Raw genomic sequence first — 15,753 nt, 5'->3', positions numbered from 1 at the left:
ACGGCACGAACCATGCCGAGTGAGTTTTTGATTTTCATTTTGCGGGATATCGATCAGAGTCGGAACCGGAAGTCTGGTTCAGCGAAGGCTATTTCGCACTTAGAACAGCGGATAGGCTGACCAAACGCGCGCTTCCTTTGTCATACAAAAAGGCCCGATCGTTGGTGACCGAAAATGCAAAGCTGTCATTGAGCGGTGCATCATCCGGGAGTTGAGCGCTTGCAGTGTGGTTACCAGCCCGGTCAAAAAATTCGAGTTTGCCATTGCTAAAATCCAACATCACGTATTCGTAGCCCTTTTTTCCTGTGAAGCCGACAGAGGTGCTGTTGATATTGCCTAAGTCCACATCGTCCCACGAAATGTTGAGGCGCTTGACCTTATTCGGATTTTTACGGGAGTACATCGCCAAACCGTCTACGGTAAAGTCCAAAAATATCACCTGCTTCTTTTGGAAATCATAAGCCCCAACGGATTGGAAATCAGGTTGGAATTGACCTTCCTTGAAAACGGTTACCTCGCCGGGGTTATTGCTGCCATCCAAGCCAAATGTGGCCCATCCTGCTTCACCTGCGCCGTTGCCTTCGCACTTGCCGGTCGCTGGATTGTACCACATTCCCCTCCAATCAAAGTCTGCGGTGGTTTGGGTGATGTCGGCACCGTTGCCGTCAAACACCTCCCGCGGGAAGTCAGCATTTCCTGCGATGACCGTGATATAAACACCATGTTTGCTGTCCCAAACGACAGCTGCTGCATTCGTGCCTTCTGAAGACACCATTTCATAGGAAAATTCCTTTTTGGGTGCAGCAATGGGTTTCTGGGCAATAGCGAAATTAACTGCCACGGTGAAAACCACTAAGAGAAACATGGATAATGTAGATTGGTGCTTTTTCATACGTTTACGAAATTTGCGGTTTAACTTTCACAAAGGAACGCAATCCCATCAATAGGGACAGGCTAGCGGAAAGATTTTTCTTCAATTATTCCCATTCGAAGGACTTTTTTGAAACTTGCGCACATCATGGGGCTATCAGACATCAAAACGGGGGGAAGCAAGTGTGGTCGTCACAAAGCTGGACGATCTCATCAATTGGGCGCGACTCAACTCCTTGTGGCCGATGGGCTTTGGCCTCGCTTGCTGCGCGATCGAAATGATGGCTGCAAGTGCAAGTCACTATGATTTGGATCGAATGGGCGTTTTTCCACGGCCTTCCCCAAGACAAAGTGACGTGATGATCGTTTCAGGGACGGTGACATTCAAAATGGCCGACCGCGTGCGACGCCTCTATGAACAAATGGCGGAGCCCCGCTACGTGATTTCGATGGGCAGCTGCTCCAACTGCGGCGGACCCTACTGGGAACATGGCTACCATGTCGTCAAAGGCGTGGACCGTGTGATTCCGGTGGACGTCTACGTTCCGGGTTGTCCACCGCGCCCCGAAGCGCTGATCGGAGGCATCATGAAACTTCAGGAGAAAATCCGGCAGGAAAGCCTGGGCGTCAAAGGAAAATTTGACCGCGCCTGAAACGAATTCAAAGCTCCCCGATTACTTTTGATGATAGTCTGATTCGAAGTCGTTCCGTCAGGGAGCAACACGCGCATCAGATAGATTCCCGCAGGCAAATCCGTCACCTCGACGGCCGACAAGGCCTCGGTTGCATCGACTTTTTTCAGCACTTGGCCCAGTTCGTTCACGAAGCTGATCTCCATGTCGCCGGTTAGGCTGCCAAAGTTGAAATGCAGCCAATCACCCGCAGGATTCGGATAGACGACGATCTTTTCCTTGCCTTGGTTCAGGTTGATGGCGACAATCTGCGAATACTGCGATTCTCCCTGCTCATCGATTGTGCGCAGACGATAGTAGTTGATGCCTTCAGATGGCGAACGATCCAGTGTTTGGTAGGACTTTTGCTCCGCGGTGGTGCCTGCGCCTTCAAGTGCGGCGACTTCCGACCAGTTTTCGCTATCGCTCGAGGGCTCTGCAATGAACATGGCGTTGTTCACCTCACCATTCGTCTGCCAAGTCAATGTAACTTCCCCCGTTTGGGTTGGGCTTGCCTTGAAGTCTGTCAACTCAAAGGGTAAAATTCCGCAAGCGCCGGCATTGATCCAGACATCGCCAAACAATTCATCATCAGCTGAGATGGCAGTAATTTCAGTGAACTGAACACGTGTGAAATTGACGCCCTGAATCGTATAGGTCAACTTGATGCCGGTACCACCCGTCATGAAGGTATGTGTACTGATCAAAGCCGCTCCATTGTAGGTTTGTGCCTGAAAACTCTCGGAGGATCCGGCAGGGCCTGCAACGGAAAATTGAAACTTGGAGATGGGCTGCGAAAACACGAATTGCTGATGCTCATTGCTCGGCGAATAGCTCAGCGTATGGTAGTTGGTGAAAGATGCCGAGGTGCCGGGACCGCCGTAAGCGACCGAACCCGGTAGGCAAATCATCCCTGAGGTGGGACAAGCGCAGCATTGCACTGATGTGAAGTTGAAGGATCCCGTGACCCCGCCAGAGCATACCGGCTGATTTTGGATACCGGTATTCAAACAAGCCGAGGTAAAAGGCACCAAATAAACCGGACCAATTGCGGGTCCTGCCGTCAGTGTCGTTTGAGCCTCCACCGAAAATGCCACCAAAAAGACGAACACAAGGGTGTACAGTTGTTTCATAAGCCACACATTTACCGATTCCAACCAAAAAAATTCCGTCACAACGCCTGGAAGTTCCAATCCGAGGCTTTGAAGCTTGAAATTAAGCATTTTTGGTGAAAGAATATTACATCGATAAAATTTTAAGTTGGAGGGTCGAATTCGGTATCATTTCTGGCACAAAGACTTGATTTATCCCCTGTGATGAAGGTTCAATGGGTGCTCGAATTGAACAGAAATGTGGATATTGCACCCGATTTTGAAGGTGCGCGCGCGGATTCAATGCGTATTTGCAAACTATGAGTGAAAACCAGCGGTTAAGAGAAGCCATCGTAAGGCATTTGGAGCAGCGGCAGTCGAAGGCTTTGAGGATGAGGTTCTCAGCCTTGGTCGCCATCGCGCCCACACATCTTGTGGAGGTCTGCAGCTTCCTTCGTGACGATCCCGATTGGTATGTCGATTATTTGGAATGTCTCAGCGGTGTCGACGAAGGGCCGGCCGTCAATCGCATCGGCGTCGTGTACCACCTCATGAGCATCACTCGTGGGCACCGCATCGTGCTCAAGTGCTTCGTGTCCCGCACAGTCGCACCTGATGCGCATCCTAGCGGATTGCCAGTCATTCCATCGGTTTCAAGTATTTGGCTTGCAGCGAATTGGCACGAGCGTGAAGCCTACGATTTGGTCGGAATCTGGTTTGAAGGGCATCCCGACATGCGCCGCATTTTGATGCCCGAGGATTGGACCGGGCATCCGTTGCGTAAGGATTATGTGAATCCTGAGTACTACCACGACATCCAAACTGCCTACTGATGGCTACGACCCAACACCCCAACGCTGCGCGCACGGAGCTCGACTACCGCGAATTGCTGCGGCGCTCTGCACCCGGCAAAGCCCGGCTCCAAGACTTGGCAAGCGAGGAAATGATCCTCAACATGGGCCCGCAACACCCGAGCACGCACGGGGTTTTGCGCTTGGAGCTCGTCACCGACGGCGAAATCGTGCTGGAAGTCATTCCGCACCTCGGCTATCTGCACCGCTGCTTTGAAAAACATGCCGAATCCCTGCCGTTTCCGCAGACGATTCCCTACACCGATCGCTTGGATTACCTCGCCTCGATGAACAACAACCTCGCCTTCGTCATGGGGATCGAGCAGATGATGGGCATCGCCGGAAAACTGCCCAAAAGGGTCGAGTACATCCGCGTTTTGGTGGCGGAATTGAATCGGATTGCCTCCCATTTGGTCGCGATTGGCACGTTTGGATTGGATATTGGAGCCGTTACGCCGTTTTTGTGGTGCTTCCGTGACCGTGACCATATCCTGAAGATGCTCGAATGGGCCTCCGGCGCAAGGATGCTCTACAATTATATCTGGATTGGCGGCCTGTTCTATGACCTGCCCGTCGGATTTGAGGAGCGTTGCGCCGAATTTGTCCAGTATTTCAAGCCGAAACTGGCAGAATTGAACGGTCTGCTCACGGAAAATCCCATTTTCGTGCAACGCACCGCGAATGTCGGCGTGCTCCCGCGCGAGGTCGCGATCAGCTACGGTTGCTCTGGGCCTGTGCTGCGCGGATCAGGTCTGAAACTGGATTTGCGGCGGATGGATGGCTATTCCGTCTATCCGGAATTGGATTTTGAGATTTGTGTCGGAAAAGGCGAAATGGGCAAGGTTGGCGACTGTTGGGACCGCTACAAAGTGCGTGTCGATGAAGTCGCCGAATCCTTGAAAATCGTTTCGCAATGCCTGGAGCAGCTCACCAAAGCCTATCCGAGGGGCGATAATTTTGATCCACGCGCGATGTGTCCGCCCAAGGCACGTCCCAAAGCCGGCGAATTCTACACCCGTGCAGAAAACCCCAAAGGCGAATTGGGCTTCTATTTTATCACCGACGGCAAAAGCGACATTCCTGTGCGTTGCAAGGCCAAGGGGCCGAGCTTCAGCAACTTGAGCGTGGTTCCTGAAATTTCACGAGGCGTCTTGATCGCCGATTTGATTGCCATTTTGGGCTCTATTGACTTCGTGTTGGGCGAGGTGGATCGGTAGGGCCTGTCTATTCGTTGGGTAAATGGGTTGAATTTCGACAGTTTTCTTTCAAGGACATTCCCGCTTTTTCAATCCGTAGGCCACTTGCCCGTCACCTGAAAATTGCTTAGCTTCTACCGTCTTTTGAAGCTAAATACGGAGCCTTATGCGGAAAGTCTACGCGACCCTTGTTTTGATGTGCTTGTTCTTGTCCGGGCATGTTTTCGGTCAATGCAACCTTCTTCCCAATGCCATTCCCGGGATCATTCTTGATTATCAGTCTACCAATTTGCTCAATTGCTCAGGTGTAGGCTACAATCCGATCCGTGCGAGGTACTATGGGGTGAGGGCCGGTAACCCTGGCTTCCCGTTGGAAACTTGGTCGGCCACCGGGACGCAACTCTACACAACGACAGCGGGCTTTGATTGGCGCGGCATGTGGTGGAATCCCAACACCAATCAGTTGGAAGGAAATGGCTACAGTGGTAGCGGGATGTGGCGCGCAAACCTTGATGGGAATGGCTATGCACTCAACACAGGCGCAAGTATTTTTACTGGAATGGCGCAACCCGATGCCCAATCCTGCGGCGACTATGATCCCGTCGCCAACGAGGTCATTTATTATTTCAATGGACGTATTTACCGCTATTCCCGTGCAACCAATGCAGCCATTTCCAATTACTTGCTCGTGGGTTGTCCTGTGGGTTTGGGTAACCTGAATTCCACGACCGTGGTGTACACGGGCTGTGCAGGAAGGGAAATCGGGATTCTGGACTACGTACTCAAGCGCCTTTACCTTTTTCAGAAAAATACCGGCATTTACCAAGGGATGTGCCAATTGCCGGGCACTGCAGTGACTTCCGCTTCATTCCGCACGTCATGGGCCAATGGTTATCTATGGCTCTTTGATCTCGGCACAGGAAATTGGTTCAGCTACCAGATTTTTGACCTCATCCTGCCTGTCGCGGTGGATGCAAATGCAGATTGGATTTCGGCCGTTGCAAGTGAAGTCGTCTGGGAATGTAATGCCAATCAGAATTTTTCCCGCTTTGAGGTAGAGAGGTCGGTCGATGCTGCCAATTTCAGCAGCCTTGGGCAAGTCGATGCCGCAGACATCAGCATGGAATCTGAAAACAGGAAACAATGGCGCTTTCAGGATTTGTCCACTCCGCATTCGGAGGTCGTTTACTACCGTGTCAAAGTGATCGGTCAAGACAATGAAGTGGCCTATTCCGACGTCATGACCCTCCATCGAATGAATCAATTTGCACTGGATATCAATGCATGGCCTGTTCCGGCCGACGACCGGCTGACGGTTACGTTTGCCGAGGCCAAGGCCGGTACCTTGCTGGAGGTAGTCGATGTCTCCGGGAAATTGGTGTTTCAGCAGGCGATTTCGGAAGATCTCAAAAAAGAGGCTTCCATGGAAATGGACACGCGCAATTGGTCAAACGGCATTTATCTCCTGCGAATGAAAGACGCGAGCGGAAAATTCAAGTTTCAGCGACTGGTCATTCAGCATTAAGCCGCGAAGGTGCCTGCGAGGGTTTTTCCCTTGGAGGCAAAAGCGTTTAGTTGCAGTTGGTTGCAAATCAATTCGACAGCGTTTTGTCCAGTCTCGGTGTAATCTCCTTGCTGTCCAATTTGTTCACTTTTCTCAGATAAGGTCTGATGATGAGCCTCGTTCCCTTGTCGTAGGTCACATAGCTCCAAAACCAGTTGATGAAAACGACCAAACGGTTGCGGAATCCGGCGAGGGAAAACAGGTGGATTGCGAGCCAAAGCACCCAAGCAGGAAGTCCTTTGAGCTTGAGTCGACCAATATCACCCACCGCTTTGTTGCGGCCGATGGTCGCCATCGTCCCCATGTCCTTGTATTTGAATGCCCGCATTTCCCGCTGGAAAATGGCGCTTTTGATGTTCCGCGCCAGCAAACTTCCCTGTTGCATCGCCACCTGCGCGACCCCTGGATGCCCCGCAGGGTATTCCTCGGTACGCATCAAGGCGACGTCGCCGATCGCAAAAATATTGGATTGCCCCTTTACCCGGTTGAATTGATCCACTTCGATGCGTCCGCCACGGCCGACGGCGGCTTCCAAGCCCGGCAAGGCATTGCCGACCACACCCGCCGACCAGATCACGGTCATCGCATCCAGCGTTTTTCCGCCTGCGAGGTGCACTGAAGTGCCGTCATACGATTCGACCTTGGCATTCAACCAAAGATGAACGCCCATTTTGTCCAAGGCCTTTTGCGCATTCTCCGAGGATTCCCCCGTCATGCCAGGCAAAACCCGGTCTCCCGCCTCGATCAGGTGGATTTGCATCCTCCGCAGGTCCAATTCGGGGTAGTCTTTGGGTAGGATATGATGTTTCAATTCGGCCAAGGCGCCGGAGGTTTCCACGCCCGTGGGACCTGCGCCCACGACCACGAAGTTCATCAGGGCGTTGCGCTCGTCGAGATCAGCTGTCAAGACCGCTTGTTCAAAATTTTGCAGGATCAAACTCCGCAAATCCAGCGCCTCCGGGATGTTTTTCATGCCATGCGACATCTCTTGCAAGCCTTTCAACCCGAAGAAGTTGGTGCGCGAACCCGTTGCGACCACGAGGTAGTCGTATTTGATTTCGCCGATGGAAGTGATGATCTTTTTGCCTTCGACATCCACCCCATTAACCTCGGCCATCCGGAAGGTGAAGTTTTGCTGCTTTTTGAACATTTTCCGCAGGGGAAAAGCGATCGAGTCAGGCTCCAATCCGCCGGTGGCGACTTGGTAGAGCAGCGGTTGAAACGTGTGGTAGTTGTGCTTGTCAAACATCACAACTTGCACCGGGGCATTTCTAAGTGCTTGGGCAAGGTTGATGCCTGCAAATCCGCCGCCGATGATGATGACGCGGGGCAGATTTAATTCGGGGACATTGACTTTCATAAAGCAGTGGGAGCTTCTTGGAGTCTACAACTCGTTTGGGGGCAGGATAGTTCCAAAGATTCGAAGAAAAGGTGATTCAAATCAATTTTCAATCCCGTCAAGCCGCTCGTTTTCCTTGAATGCCAGCCTATTTACCGCGTCACCGTGATCGAGGGGGTCACTAGCCGATCACTCTCATTGCCAGCCCGGTCCTTCATATAAATCGTGTAGGTTACCGTCTGCGAATTGGAATTGTCGGTGATGCCCGTGTTGCGCAAGACGACCCGCAAGGTCCCCGTGATAGGAATCTCTGCACCTTGCGGCGCCAATTCACGGATGCGGAATTCCTCGGTGACGTTGATGCGGTTGTCGGTGACGAAGAGGTTGTGGGCATCGGGCGAATTTTCGCCGAGGTCGCCATCGCCATCACGGTAGTCGATCAGGAAAATGATGGAATCCTGGAATTCGACGACGGTGGCAGGGGAAACGGTGATGCCCAAAATTGTCGGAACCGGATCCGTGAGATCGATTTTCTCCTTTTTGCAGGCAGAAAACAAGGTCAGCATGACCGCTGCAGCAAGGGGAATTCTGCTGAATGAAAATTGCTTTCTCATGGCTTTACATAAAATGCTGCATACGTTTTGTAGGCATCGTCCATGTCCGAGCGCGGGAATTCCGTGTTTTGGGCGTGGTCGCCGTCATTCACGTAATAGCGCATGTAAATCGTATCCCCCGAAGCAAAATTGCCGCTGTTGATCGGGCAAACCCAAACGCTGTAGCCCGAGAGGGAAAGGTAAAAGGCATTCACCGTAGACGCACCTGTGAAATTGTCCATGCTGTAGGATAATTTCAACTGATTGACTTGCAATTGATTCACGGCCGTGCTGTCATCCTCCACGAGCATCAAGACGTTGAAGTTGGTATTCGGATCGACTTTGAAAGGATGGTAGGGAACCGAATCCAAACGGTTGTTGGTCACATCCAACTGAACGGTGTAGGAGGGGTTGAAGGCGACATAACCCAGGATATTCGGTTCGCCGTTGGGCAAAATCGGCGTATTGCCAAACATGTCCTTTGCGCCATTGAGGATCCAATTGCGCACGTTCGCCAATTCGGTAGCGGTGAGGTACTGACCGGTCGCGGGCATTTGCTGCAATTGGGCATCGCCGCGCGTGAGACGGTACCAAAACATCGAATTGGCTGTGTCGTTGGGTAATACGCGGTAGGAATACGCCGAATCCTGGGTGTTTTTCACGATGTCGTGGTAAACAAGCGTCGACCAAGAGGACTGAATCGACCGGAAATCCGGCTCGAAATGCCCGTCATGGCATCCCGGGAGGCTGCATTTCTTCCGCAAGATATTTTCGTAGATGCCTGCAATGCCATCGGGGTCAGGGGTGTATGTACTCGGATTCCCGTTTCCGTAGTCGATGTCATCGTAGGGATTGTCGGGAAGCGGATCATCGTCCTTGCATCCGGAGAATGCCAACGCCGCCAACAGCATCGCAAACAGCAGTCGTTGGATTGGATTTTTCATAGGAATGCATCCCCCAAGTTTTGGCCCGGAGGCCGCACGCCCACCGGAATGTCGGTATCAAATCCCAGCAGTTGTGCCACTGTGGGTACGATGTCGATGCTTTCGCCGCGCACTTGCGTGATCACCTGATCTTGCCGCACGACGCCGGGAGGGCCAACCACGAGGCAGAAAATCTCCCGCGACATTTGGTCGCCGCTCGTTTGGTCGATCGCCGTATGGTCGATCGCATATCGTCCAAATTGGTCAATCACCGTGTTGGGGACTTGGTTTCTGCCATGCTCGGGAACCACGATCAGCACGGTATCATTGGCCATGCCGGGAGTGGCTTGAATGGCTTGCCAGAGTTTCGCCACGGCAAAATCGGCCTTGTGGAGGCTGTCGGCATACCGGGTGAAGTCAAAATGGCAAATGTCAACGTCCTGCATGTTTACCACGAGCAATTCAGGTTTGAATTCCTGAATCACCTTTTCGGCGAAGAACATGTTGTAGAGGTCATTGTTCATGTTACTCGGCCCGACAGACCACGGATCTACATATTGTCCCGATTGTACTGCCGCCAATGTCGCGGCATTAAAATCACGGAGGCGATCGCCGTCAGCGCCGGGATTGACCACGCCTGCGGCGTTGGGATCGTAGCCGACGGTGAAATTCTTGTCGAGAAAGTCGCGCACCTTGTCGCGGCTCGTGCGCTGCTGCTGCGTGTACGCCCGCATGTTCCCAAGTGCTTGCGCGCTCTGCGGCTGATAAAACGACGTCGGCTGAATAAAATTGGCTCCGTAAAGGCTGCCGTAGCCGGGATAGGAACTGTAATTCAAGTAGGGGTAGGGCCCGAGCGAATTGGAAATCCACCAAGCATTCAAAGCATTTTTTTCGGGTGATGAATGTTTGCGGTAGAGTTCGAAAACGGTGGGATACTTGGGAGATTCGCGCAAATTGACATTCGTGTCGGCATAGCGGCCGGTCAAAGCCACGGCATGTGCCGAATAATGCCCGGTCGGCCCTTCGCCAAAGCGGAATTCTTTGTACAGCGTCCCGTATTTTTGAAGCGGCAAAGCGAGCGGTGAAGTCGGCATTGCAGCGATCCCAAACGCAATGTCATTCGAAATGGCCTCGTTGCCCGTCAAAATCGAAGGCATCAAGTTGCCATCGATCTTTTGGACGGATTCGAGGTTGCGCACGCCGCCTGCAAACAGGCAAACGACCACGTGATTGACCCGGCGGGAACCCGTGGAGGCAAACAGCCGTCCGGAAGGCAAAATATAAGGCGCAGCGACCGCTCCTGCCGTCGCGAGTCCCAATGTTCTCAGAAAGTCTCTTCGTTTCATTCTCCGTTTCCCCTCAGTAAAATCTGTATTCTACGCTCGTCATGAAGGCATAGTAAACCAAATCGGGCGTGAGCGTCGCATCCTTGCGGATCAAATCGCTAACAAACCAGCGTTCAAATGCCGAAGGTTCACGCACGTAAAATTTGCGGTAGCTCGCGTCGACAAAAGCTTCAACATCCGCCCGCATCGCCCCATCCGTTGGAATGACGACATTCGGATCGTTCAGGAAATTCAGGATCACCATGTCCAACACCAAGCGTTTGTCCCCAAAGGATTGATAGGTCAATGCCAATGCTTCCAATTTATCGGCGGGAATTGTCGACCCAAACAAATCGGAATAGGCGATGGACAACACTTCAAGGTCAGACTTGACGTTGGGCTTGGCCGCACCGGGTTGGGAAACGTCGACATCATTGACTTCGTAGGTGTAAATGACCTCCTTTTTGCAGCTGCTCAGGCCGAGCATCGACAACAAAACCATTCCCATTCCAAAGCGGATCATCTTTTTCATGCTCATATTCCCAAAAATTGATCCGAACTCATGATGGCCTTTTGCAAAGCCTTGTAATCGTTGTTGTTGTGGTATTGGATGCTCAAGCTTTCCATTTCCTCGGTGGTCGGATTCCGATAAAGGTACCGCATGAACAAGTCGCGCACCTGCCCTTCGTCGTAGTCGCCGGAAGCCATGAAGATGTCGACGAATTCGGCTTTGGTGCGGCCCGAGACCAGGAAAATCTGTGAACTGAACCCATCCACCATCAATTCCGAGGCGGCACGTTCCCCATCTGTCGGATATCGTGCCAGGAAATTCTGGAACATGGAGACGACGAAGTTCTGCGTTCCCATGTTGATCTGATCATAAAGTCGGTTGAAAACAAGTCGCTTGTGCATTCCGCGGATGTCTAGCGTGCCTGCTGCCAAATCCGCCGGAATCGCCAATATGCCTAACAATTGCGCTTTTTGCACCTGGGCAATGTCCCAAACGGAAACGAAAGCCGAATCCGCCAAGATCAGATTCACCAAAAACAGTTCATCGCGCACATCGGTCGTATCGCTGCCATTCAACAATACAGCGCGTGAGACATCAAACATGCGCATTGGATAGGCGGGTTGCGCCATCACAAGGTCCAGGAATGCGTTGCGATCTGCTTGCGAGACATTATGTGCCCGCAAAATGACCTTTGCTTGTGCCATTTCAGATTCATCGGGCTGCTGACCCAATAAAATGATGTAGCTGCTGTTGATGTAGCGTTCCAAGACCACATCGGCAACGGTGCTGTCGGGTGGCGCCTCATTGTCAGGCACTACGACCTCTTTTTCGCGGTTACAGGCCATCAAGGCAAGCAGCAACAGCAGGATGGACCATCCTCTCTTCATTGTGCGCATTTTTATAAAAATAGGGAAGTTCAAGGCAGCTTTCCAAATTTTGTGCCACGATGGAGCAAGGATCCAACGTGCATCGCAGAAATGGGAAAATGTTACAAAAGGATAATCTTTGTCAGTTTTCACTTCTCTTATTTAGAATAGTTCTAAATTAGCGGCCGCTTTTAAGGTGGGGAAATGTTGCCCAAATTGCCTTGATTTGCGCAAAAACTGGAAGCGAATATCAACAATAGAACAGTATGGCTATCTGAACTTCGGGTCGGAGCAGAGGCTTTGGTACTTCGAATTGATGACCCGCAGCTCAAGCTTGCTTTGTTGCGCATCGGTTTGTTGGAGGGCGACAAACTCATCCTGACCGAGCAGGCTCCCTTGGGTGGACCCTTGGCCTTCAAGGTACGCGGCGGAAAAATTGCCATGCGGCGTTCGGATGCTGCGAGGGTTCAAATCAAACTGCTTGCATGAGTGCGCCCTACAAAATAGCCCTTGTCGGAAATCCCAATTGCGGGAAGTCGTCCTTGTTCAATGTCCTTACGGGATTGCGGCAAAAGGTCGGCAATTTCCCCGGCGTGACCGTTGACCGCAAAACAGGCTATTTTTCGTTGAAGGATGGCCGCGAAGTGTCCCTGATCGACCTTCCGGGAACCTATAGTTTGTATCCTGCAGCGGAGGATGAGAAAGTGGCTACCTCTGCGCTTGCCAATCACAATGATGCCGACCATCCGGATTTGGTGGTTTTGGTGGCCGATGCGACGAATCTGCGTCGGAGCCTTTTGCTCTGTACGCAGGTCATGGACCTCGGCCTGCCGGTTGTATTGGCCTTGAATATGGCCGATCTCCTTGAAAAGGAAGGCCGTAGCCTGAATTCAGGCTTGCTCAGCAAGCTTTTGGGCATTCCCGTGGTGGTGATTTCGGCCTTAAAAGGCATTGGCATTCAGCAGTTGTTGGAGGAATGCGCAAAACCGCATCAACCGAGTTCCACGCCTTTTTTTACCGTTCCATCCACCTTTGATGAGGTGCTTGTGCCGGTGACCAAGAAGATCGGAACCGCTTCCCGGTATTTGGCTTGGTTGCTGTTGATGCGGCCTGAGAATTTCAGTTGGTTGGATTCGGATCCGATTTTGCCGGCAAGCACCAGCCACCTTTTGGATGATCAGGAAGGCTTGGTCAACAATGAAATGGCTGTGCGATATGACCGCATCAATGCCATTGTGGAGGAGGTCGAGGGGCAGCCAAAGGGGGCAGTTGATCGCTTGGGAGACCGATTGGATAAGGTTTTGTTGCACCCATTCTTTGGTTATGTGATTTTTGTAGGTCTTCTCGGATTAATTTTCCAGAGCATTTTTGCTTGGGCAAGCTACCCGATGGACTGGATCGATGCTGGATTTTCAGCTGGCGGTGAAGGGCTGCGAAGTTTGCTTCCTGAAGGATGGTTTACGGACCTTCTTATCGACGGCGCTTGGGCTGGTTTGGGTGGAATCGTGATTTTTGTGCCGCAGATCGCCATGCTCTTCTTTTTCATTTCGATTCTCGAGGATTCCGGCTACATGTCGCGGGTGGTCTTTTTGATGGACCGCATCGTGCGGCCGTTTGGCTTTAGCGGCAAATCGGTGATTCCCTTGATCGGCGGCATGGCCTGCGCCGTGCCCAGTGTGATGATGGCGCGCAACATCCCGAGCCGTTCGGAACGGATCATCACGATCATGGTCACCCCCTTGATGAGTTGCTCTGCAAGGATTCCAGTTTATGTGTTGCTGATCAGCATGTTCGTGCCTGACGAACGGGTTTGGGGCATCTTCAACCTGCAAGGCTTGGTGATGGCCGGGATGTACTTCCTTGGATTCTTCATGGCATTGGTGGTTGCCTGGGTGATCAAGACGGTCGGCAGATACGCCTCCGGCGGGATTTTTGTCACTGAACTGCCGATTTATCGCCTTCCAAGGTGGCGTAATGTGTTGCTTACGATGTACCATAAATCGAGGACCTTCGTCGTCGAAGCCGGCAAGGTCATCTTGGTGATTTCAATGGTATTGTGGTTTCTCAAAACCTATGGACCTGAGGAAAAAATGGCAGCTGTGGATGCTGAATTTGACCCAAAAATTGCGTCCACCCTTGATGAATCGGAGGCAAACCAACTGAAGAATGCTAAAAATGCCGCCAAAATTCAGGCGAGTTTTGCCGGAATCGTCGGGCGCGCCATCGAACCGGCAATCCGCCCCTTGGGTTTTGATTGGAAGATCGGTATTTCCTTGCTGACGTCGTTTGCGGCACGCGAAGTCTTTGTGGGGACGATGGCGACCTTGTACAGTGCCGGCGAAGAAGCTGCTGAGGACGAGGAGGGTAAGTTTGAGGGCCTGCGTGCACGCATGAAGGCAGAAATCAATCCGGTGACTGGAAAGCAGGTGTATTCGACGGCGACTGCCTTCTCCTTGCTGATTTTTTATGCCTTTGCCATGCAATGCATGAGCACGCTTGCCGTCGTGAAAAAAGAAACCGGCTCTTGGAAACTCACACTCGTGATGCTTGCCTATATGACCGGCTTGGCCTACGGTGCCTCGCTATTGGTCTACCAATTGATGCGTTGATTCAAAATATTGGGTATTCAGCATCAGATGATTGTGAACGGCAACTCCCTCGCACGATTTCGGATTTCGAAGTGACAGTATGGACTTCTTGGGGTTTTTGAGCGCCACCGAAAGCAATCAAATTCCTCAAGCCTGGGTTCAGTACGCCATTTCTTTTTTTGCGACACCGCCGAGGAGAACTTTGGATCGTTTCCATCTCGAAAAGCATTCGAAGGGATTTCTAGCTATCTTTCCGGCATGCGTTATCTTTTGTTTTTGAGTGTTTTGGCACTTGGATTTTGCGGTTGCAAGCAAAGATCATTGGTCCACCAAGAGAACCATGCTGCCTTAGTTGATCCAAAATTGACTTCGCATCCCAAAGTCCTTATAAGGATTGCCTTTGGATCGTGTGCAGAGCAAGACAAGCCACAGCCGATTTTGGAGGCGGTCATTCGGGAGAAGCCCGACCTTTTCATCTACCTCGGGGACAATATCTACGCCGACACCGATGACATGGCGAAAATGCAATCGGCCTACAACGAATTTGCGAAAGTTCCTGAATTCCAGCATTTACGCGAAACTACCCCGATCTTGGCTACTTGGGACGACCATGACTACGGGACCAATGACATTGGCCGGCATTACGCGCACAAAAAGGAGAGCAAGGAGATTTTCTTGAACTTCTGGCGCGAACCCAAGGAAAGCATCCGCTGGCAACATGAAGGAATCTACCACAGTGAATACTATGGCGAAGGCGACCAACGCGTACAAGTGATTTTGCTGGATACACGCACTTTCCGAGACAATTTGATCTTGAACGACGACAAAAAACGCTGGAAAAACGATTATCAACCCAACGAAAACCCAGACAGCACATTTCTCGGTGCCGACCAATGGTCTTGGCTCGAAAAGGAACTTCAGCAACCTGCGGTTTTTCGCATCATCGCCACGAGTAATCAATTTTGTCACGAATACAACGGCTGGGAAAGCTGGACCAATGTCCCGCACGAGCAAAAGCGGATGGTCGACTTGCTCCGCGATGGAAACGTCGGTGGCGTGGTGTTCATCAGCGGCGATGTACACTGGGGCGAATTGTCGATGGTCAAGCCCGAGAGCCTCTATCCTTTGTATGATATGACAAGCAGTGGCATCACAGAAACCTGGCCCAAAACCGAACCCAACAAATACCGCGTCGGGGCCGTGGAGCCCGCCAATAATTTCGGCCTTTTTACGATCGATTGGAGTGATGATCCGACGCTGACGATGGAGCTCAAAACGGTGGACGGGAAAAGCAGCGTGGTACAAAAAGTGAAGTGGTCGGAGCTGCAGCCTGCAGATCAGTAAACCTATTTGGCTACCATGTCA

Annotated in this window: 15 protein-coding genes; 7 read left to right on the top strand and 8 right to left on the bottom strand. The window is 51.8% G+C overall.

Features of this window, described 5'->3' with window-relative positions; translation table 11 throughout:
* Positions 1-88: 88 nt before the first annotated feature.
* Positions 89-892, bottom strand: a complete 804-nt coding sequence (locus IPN95_20900; protein ID MBK9451828.1) for a hypothetical protein — start codon at positions 890-892, stop codon at positions 89-91.
* Between the two features lie 115 nt (positions 893-1,007).
* On the opposite strand from IPN95_20900, the gene nuoB reads away from it, so the two are divergent.
* Positions 1,008-1,523, top strand: coding sequence for an NADH-quinone oxidoreductase subunit NuoB (nuoB, locus tag IPN95_20895; GenBank protein MBK9451827.1), 516 nt, complete (start codon positions 1,008-1,010; stop codon positions 1,521-1,523).
* Here the strand turns inward: nuoB and IPN95_20890 are convergent.
* Positions 1,466-2,674, bottom strand: coding sequence for a T9SS type A sorting domain-containing protein (locus tag IPN95_20890; GenBank protein MBK9451826.1), 1,209 nt, complete (start codon positions 2,672-2,674; stop codon positions 1,466-1,468). The genes nuoB and IPN95_20890 overlap by 58 nt on opposite strands.
* Before the next feature lie 350 nt (positions 2,675-3,024).
* Here IPN95_20890 and IPN95_20885 point away from each other — a divergent pair, with 350 nt between their 5' ends.
* From IPN95_20885 to IPN95_20875, 3 genes are all read left to right on the top strand, one after another.
* Positions 3,025-3,465 carry an NADH-quinone oxidoreductase subunit C gene (locus IPN95_20885; protein ID MBK9451825.1) on the top strand — a complete coding sequence of 147 codons (441 nt, stop codon included), beginning with the start codon at positions 3,025-3,027 and terminating at the stop codon, positions 3,463-3,465.
* Positions 3,465-4,700 (top strand): NADH-quinone oxidoreductase subunit D, encoded by a 1,236-nt coding sequence (locus IPN95_20880; protein ID MBK9451824.1) that lies wholly within the window; start codon positions 3,465-3,467, stop codon positions 4,698-4,700. The genes IPN95_20885 and IPN95_20880 overlap by 1 nt, the downstream gene beginning before the upstream one ends.
* Before the next feature lie 145 nt (positions 4,701-4,845).
* Positions 4,846-6,204, top strand: a complete 1,359-nt coding sequence (locus IPN95_20875; GenBank protein ID MBK9451823.1) for a T9SS type A sorting domain-containing protein — start codon at positions 4,846-4,848, stop codon at positions 6,202-6,204.
* 67 nt (positions 6,205-6,271) lie between these two features.
* Here the strand turns inward: IPN95_20875 and IPN95_20870 are convergent, their stop codons facing one another.
* From IPN95_20870 to IPN95_20845, 6 genes are all read right to left on the bottom strand, one after another.
* A complete protein-coding gene (locus tag IPN95_20870) occupies positions 6,272-7,603 on the bottom strand; it encodes an NAD(P)/FAD-dependent oxidoreductase (GenBank protein MBK9451822.1) in 1,332 nt (443 codons plus the stop codon).
* 131 nt (positions 7,604-7,734) lie between these two features.
* Positions 7,735-8,196 (bottom strand): hypothetical protein, encoded by a 462-nt coding sequence (locus IPN95_20865; protein MBK9451821.1) that lies wholly within the window; start codon positions 8,194-8,196, stop codon positions 7,735-7,737.
* The gene (locus IPN95_20860) at positions 8,193-9,119 is read right to left on the bottom strand and encodes a hypothetical protein (GenBank protein MBK9451820.1); all 927 of its coding nucleotides are present in this window, start codon (positions 9,117-9,119) and stop codon (positions 8,193-8,195) included. Before IPN95_20860 ends, IPN95_20865 begins: the two co-directional genes overlap by 4 nt.
* Positions 9,116-10,444, bottom strand: a complete 1,329-nt coding sequence (locus IPN95_20855) for an alkaline phosphatase family protein (GenBank protein MBK9451819.1) — start codon at positions 10,442-10,444, stop codon at positions 9,116-9,118. The genes IPN95_20860 and IPN95_20855 overlap by 4 nt, the downstream gene beginning before the upstream one ends.
* Before the next feature lie 13 nt (positions 10,445-10,457).
* Entirely contained in the window at positions 10,458-10,955 is a 498-nt protein-coding gene (locus IPN95_20850; protein MBK9451818.1) for a hypothetical protein, read from the bottom strand.
* A 2-nt stretch (positions 10,956-10,957) separates the two neighbouring features.
* The gene (locus IPN95_20845) at positions 10,958-11,830 is read right to left on the bottom strand and encodes a hypothetical protein (protein ID MBK9451817.1); all 873 of its coding nucleotides are present in this window, start codon (positions 11,828-11,830) and stop codon (positions 10,958-10,960) included.
* Positions 11,831-12,100: 270 nt separating this feature from the next.
* Here IPN95_20845 and IPN95_20840 point away from each other — a divergent pair, with 270 nt between their 5' ends.
* The 3 genes from IPN95_20840 to IPN95_20830 all read left to right on the top strand — a co-directional run bounded on the left by IPN95_20840 (position 12,101) and on the right by IPN95_20830 (position 15,732).
* Positions 12,101-12,289 carry a ferrous iron transport protein A gene (locus tag IPN95_20840; protein MBK9451816.1) on the top strand — a complete coding sequence of 63 codons (189 nt, stop codon included), beginning with the start codon at positions 12,101-12,103 and terminating at the stop codon, positions 12,287-12,289.
* Positions 12,286-14,409, top strand: coding sequence for a ferrous iron transport protein B (gene feoB, locus IPN95_20835; protein MBK9451815.1), 2,124 nt, complete (start codon positions 12,286-12,288; stop codon positions 14,407-14,409). Before IPN95_20840 ends, feoB begins: the two co-directional genes overlap by 4 nt.
* Before the next feature lie 237 nt (positions 14,410-14,646).
* The gene (locus tag IPN95_20830) at positions 14,647-15,732 is read left to right on the top strand and encodes an alkaline phosphatase family protein (protein MBK9451814.1); all 1,086 of its coding nucleotides are present in this window, start codon (positions 14,647-14,649) and stop codon (positions 15,730-15,732) included.
* Positions 15,733-15,753: the final 21 nt, after the last annotated feature.

This window comes from Bacteroidota bacterium, from assembly GCA_016718825.1.
Taxonomy (GTDB): domain Bacteria; phylum Bacteroidota; class Bacteroidia; order J057; family JADKCL01; genus JADKCL01.
This window is presented reverse-complemented; position numbering and strand designations above follow the sequence as displayed.

Coding starts and splice junctions, on each gene's coding strand:
- IPN95_20885 (MBK9451825.1), top strand. CDS start 3,025: ATGAGGTTCTCAGCCTTGGTCGCCATCGCGCCCACACATCTTGTGGAG.
- IPN95_20855 (MBK9451819.1), bottom strand. CDS start 10,444: ATGAAACGAAGAGACTTTCTGAGAACATTGGGACTCGCGACGGCAGGA.
- feoB (MBK9451815.1), top strand. CDS start 12,286: ATGAGTGCGCCCTACAAAATAGCCCTTGTCGGAAATCCCAATTGCGGG.
- IPN95_20850 (MBK9451818.1), bottom strand. CDS start 10,955: ATGAAAAAGATGATCCGCTTTGGAATGGGAATGGTTTTGTTGTCGATG.
- IPN95_20880 (MBK9451824.1), top strand. CDS start 3,465: ATGGCTACGACCCAACACCCCAACGCTGCGCGCACGGAGCTCGACTAC.
- IPN95_20830 (MBK9451814.1), top strand. CDS start 14,647: ATGCGTTATCTTTTGTTTTTGAGTGTTTTGGCACTTGGATTTTGCGGT.
- IPN95_20870 (MBK9451822.1), bottom strand. CDS start 7,603: ATGAAAGTCAATGTCCCCGAATTAAATCTGCCCCGCGTCATCATCATC.
- IPN95_20900 (MBK9451828.1), bottom strand. CDS start 892: ATGAAAAAGCACCAATCTACATTATCCATGTTTCTCTTAGTGGTTTTC.
- IPN95_20875 (MBK9451823.1), top strand. CDS start 4,846: ATGCGGAAAGTCTACGCGACCCTTGTTTTGATGTGCTTGTTCTTGTCC.
- IPN95_20845 (MBK9451817.1), bottom strand. CDS start 11,830: ATGCGCACAATGAAGAGAGGATGGTCCATCCTGCTGTTGCTGCTTGCC.
- IPN95_20865 (MBK9451821.1), bottom strand. CDS start 8,196: ATGAGAAAGCAATTTTCATTCAGCAGAATTCCCCTTGCTGCAGCGGTC.
- IPN95_20890 (MBK9451826.1), bottom strand. CDS start 2,674: ATGAAACAACTGTACACCCTTGTGTTCGTCTTTTTGGTGGCATTTTCG.
- IPN95_20860 (MBK9451820.1), bottom strand. CDS start 9,119: ATGAAAAATCCAATCCAACGACTGCTGTTTGCGATGCTGTTGGCGGCG.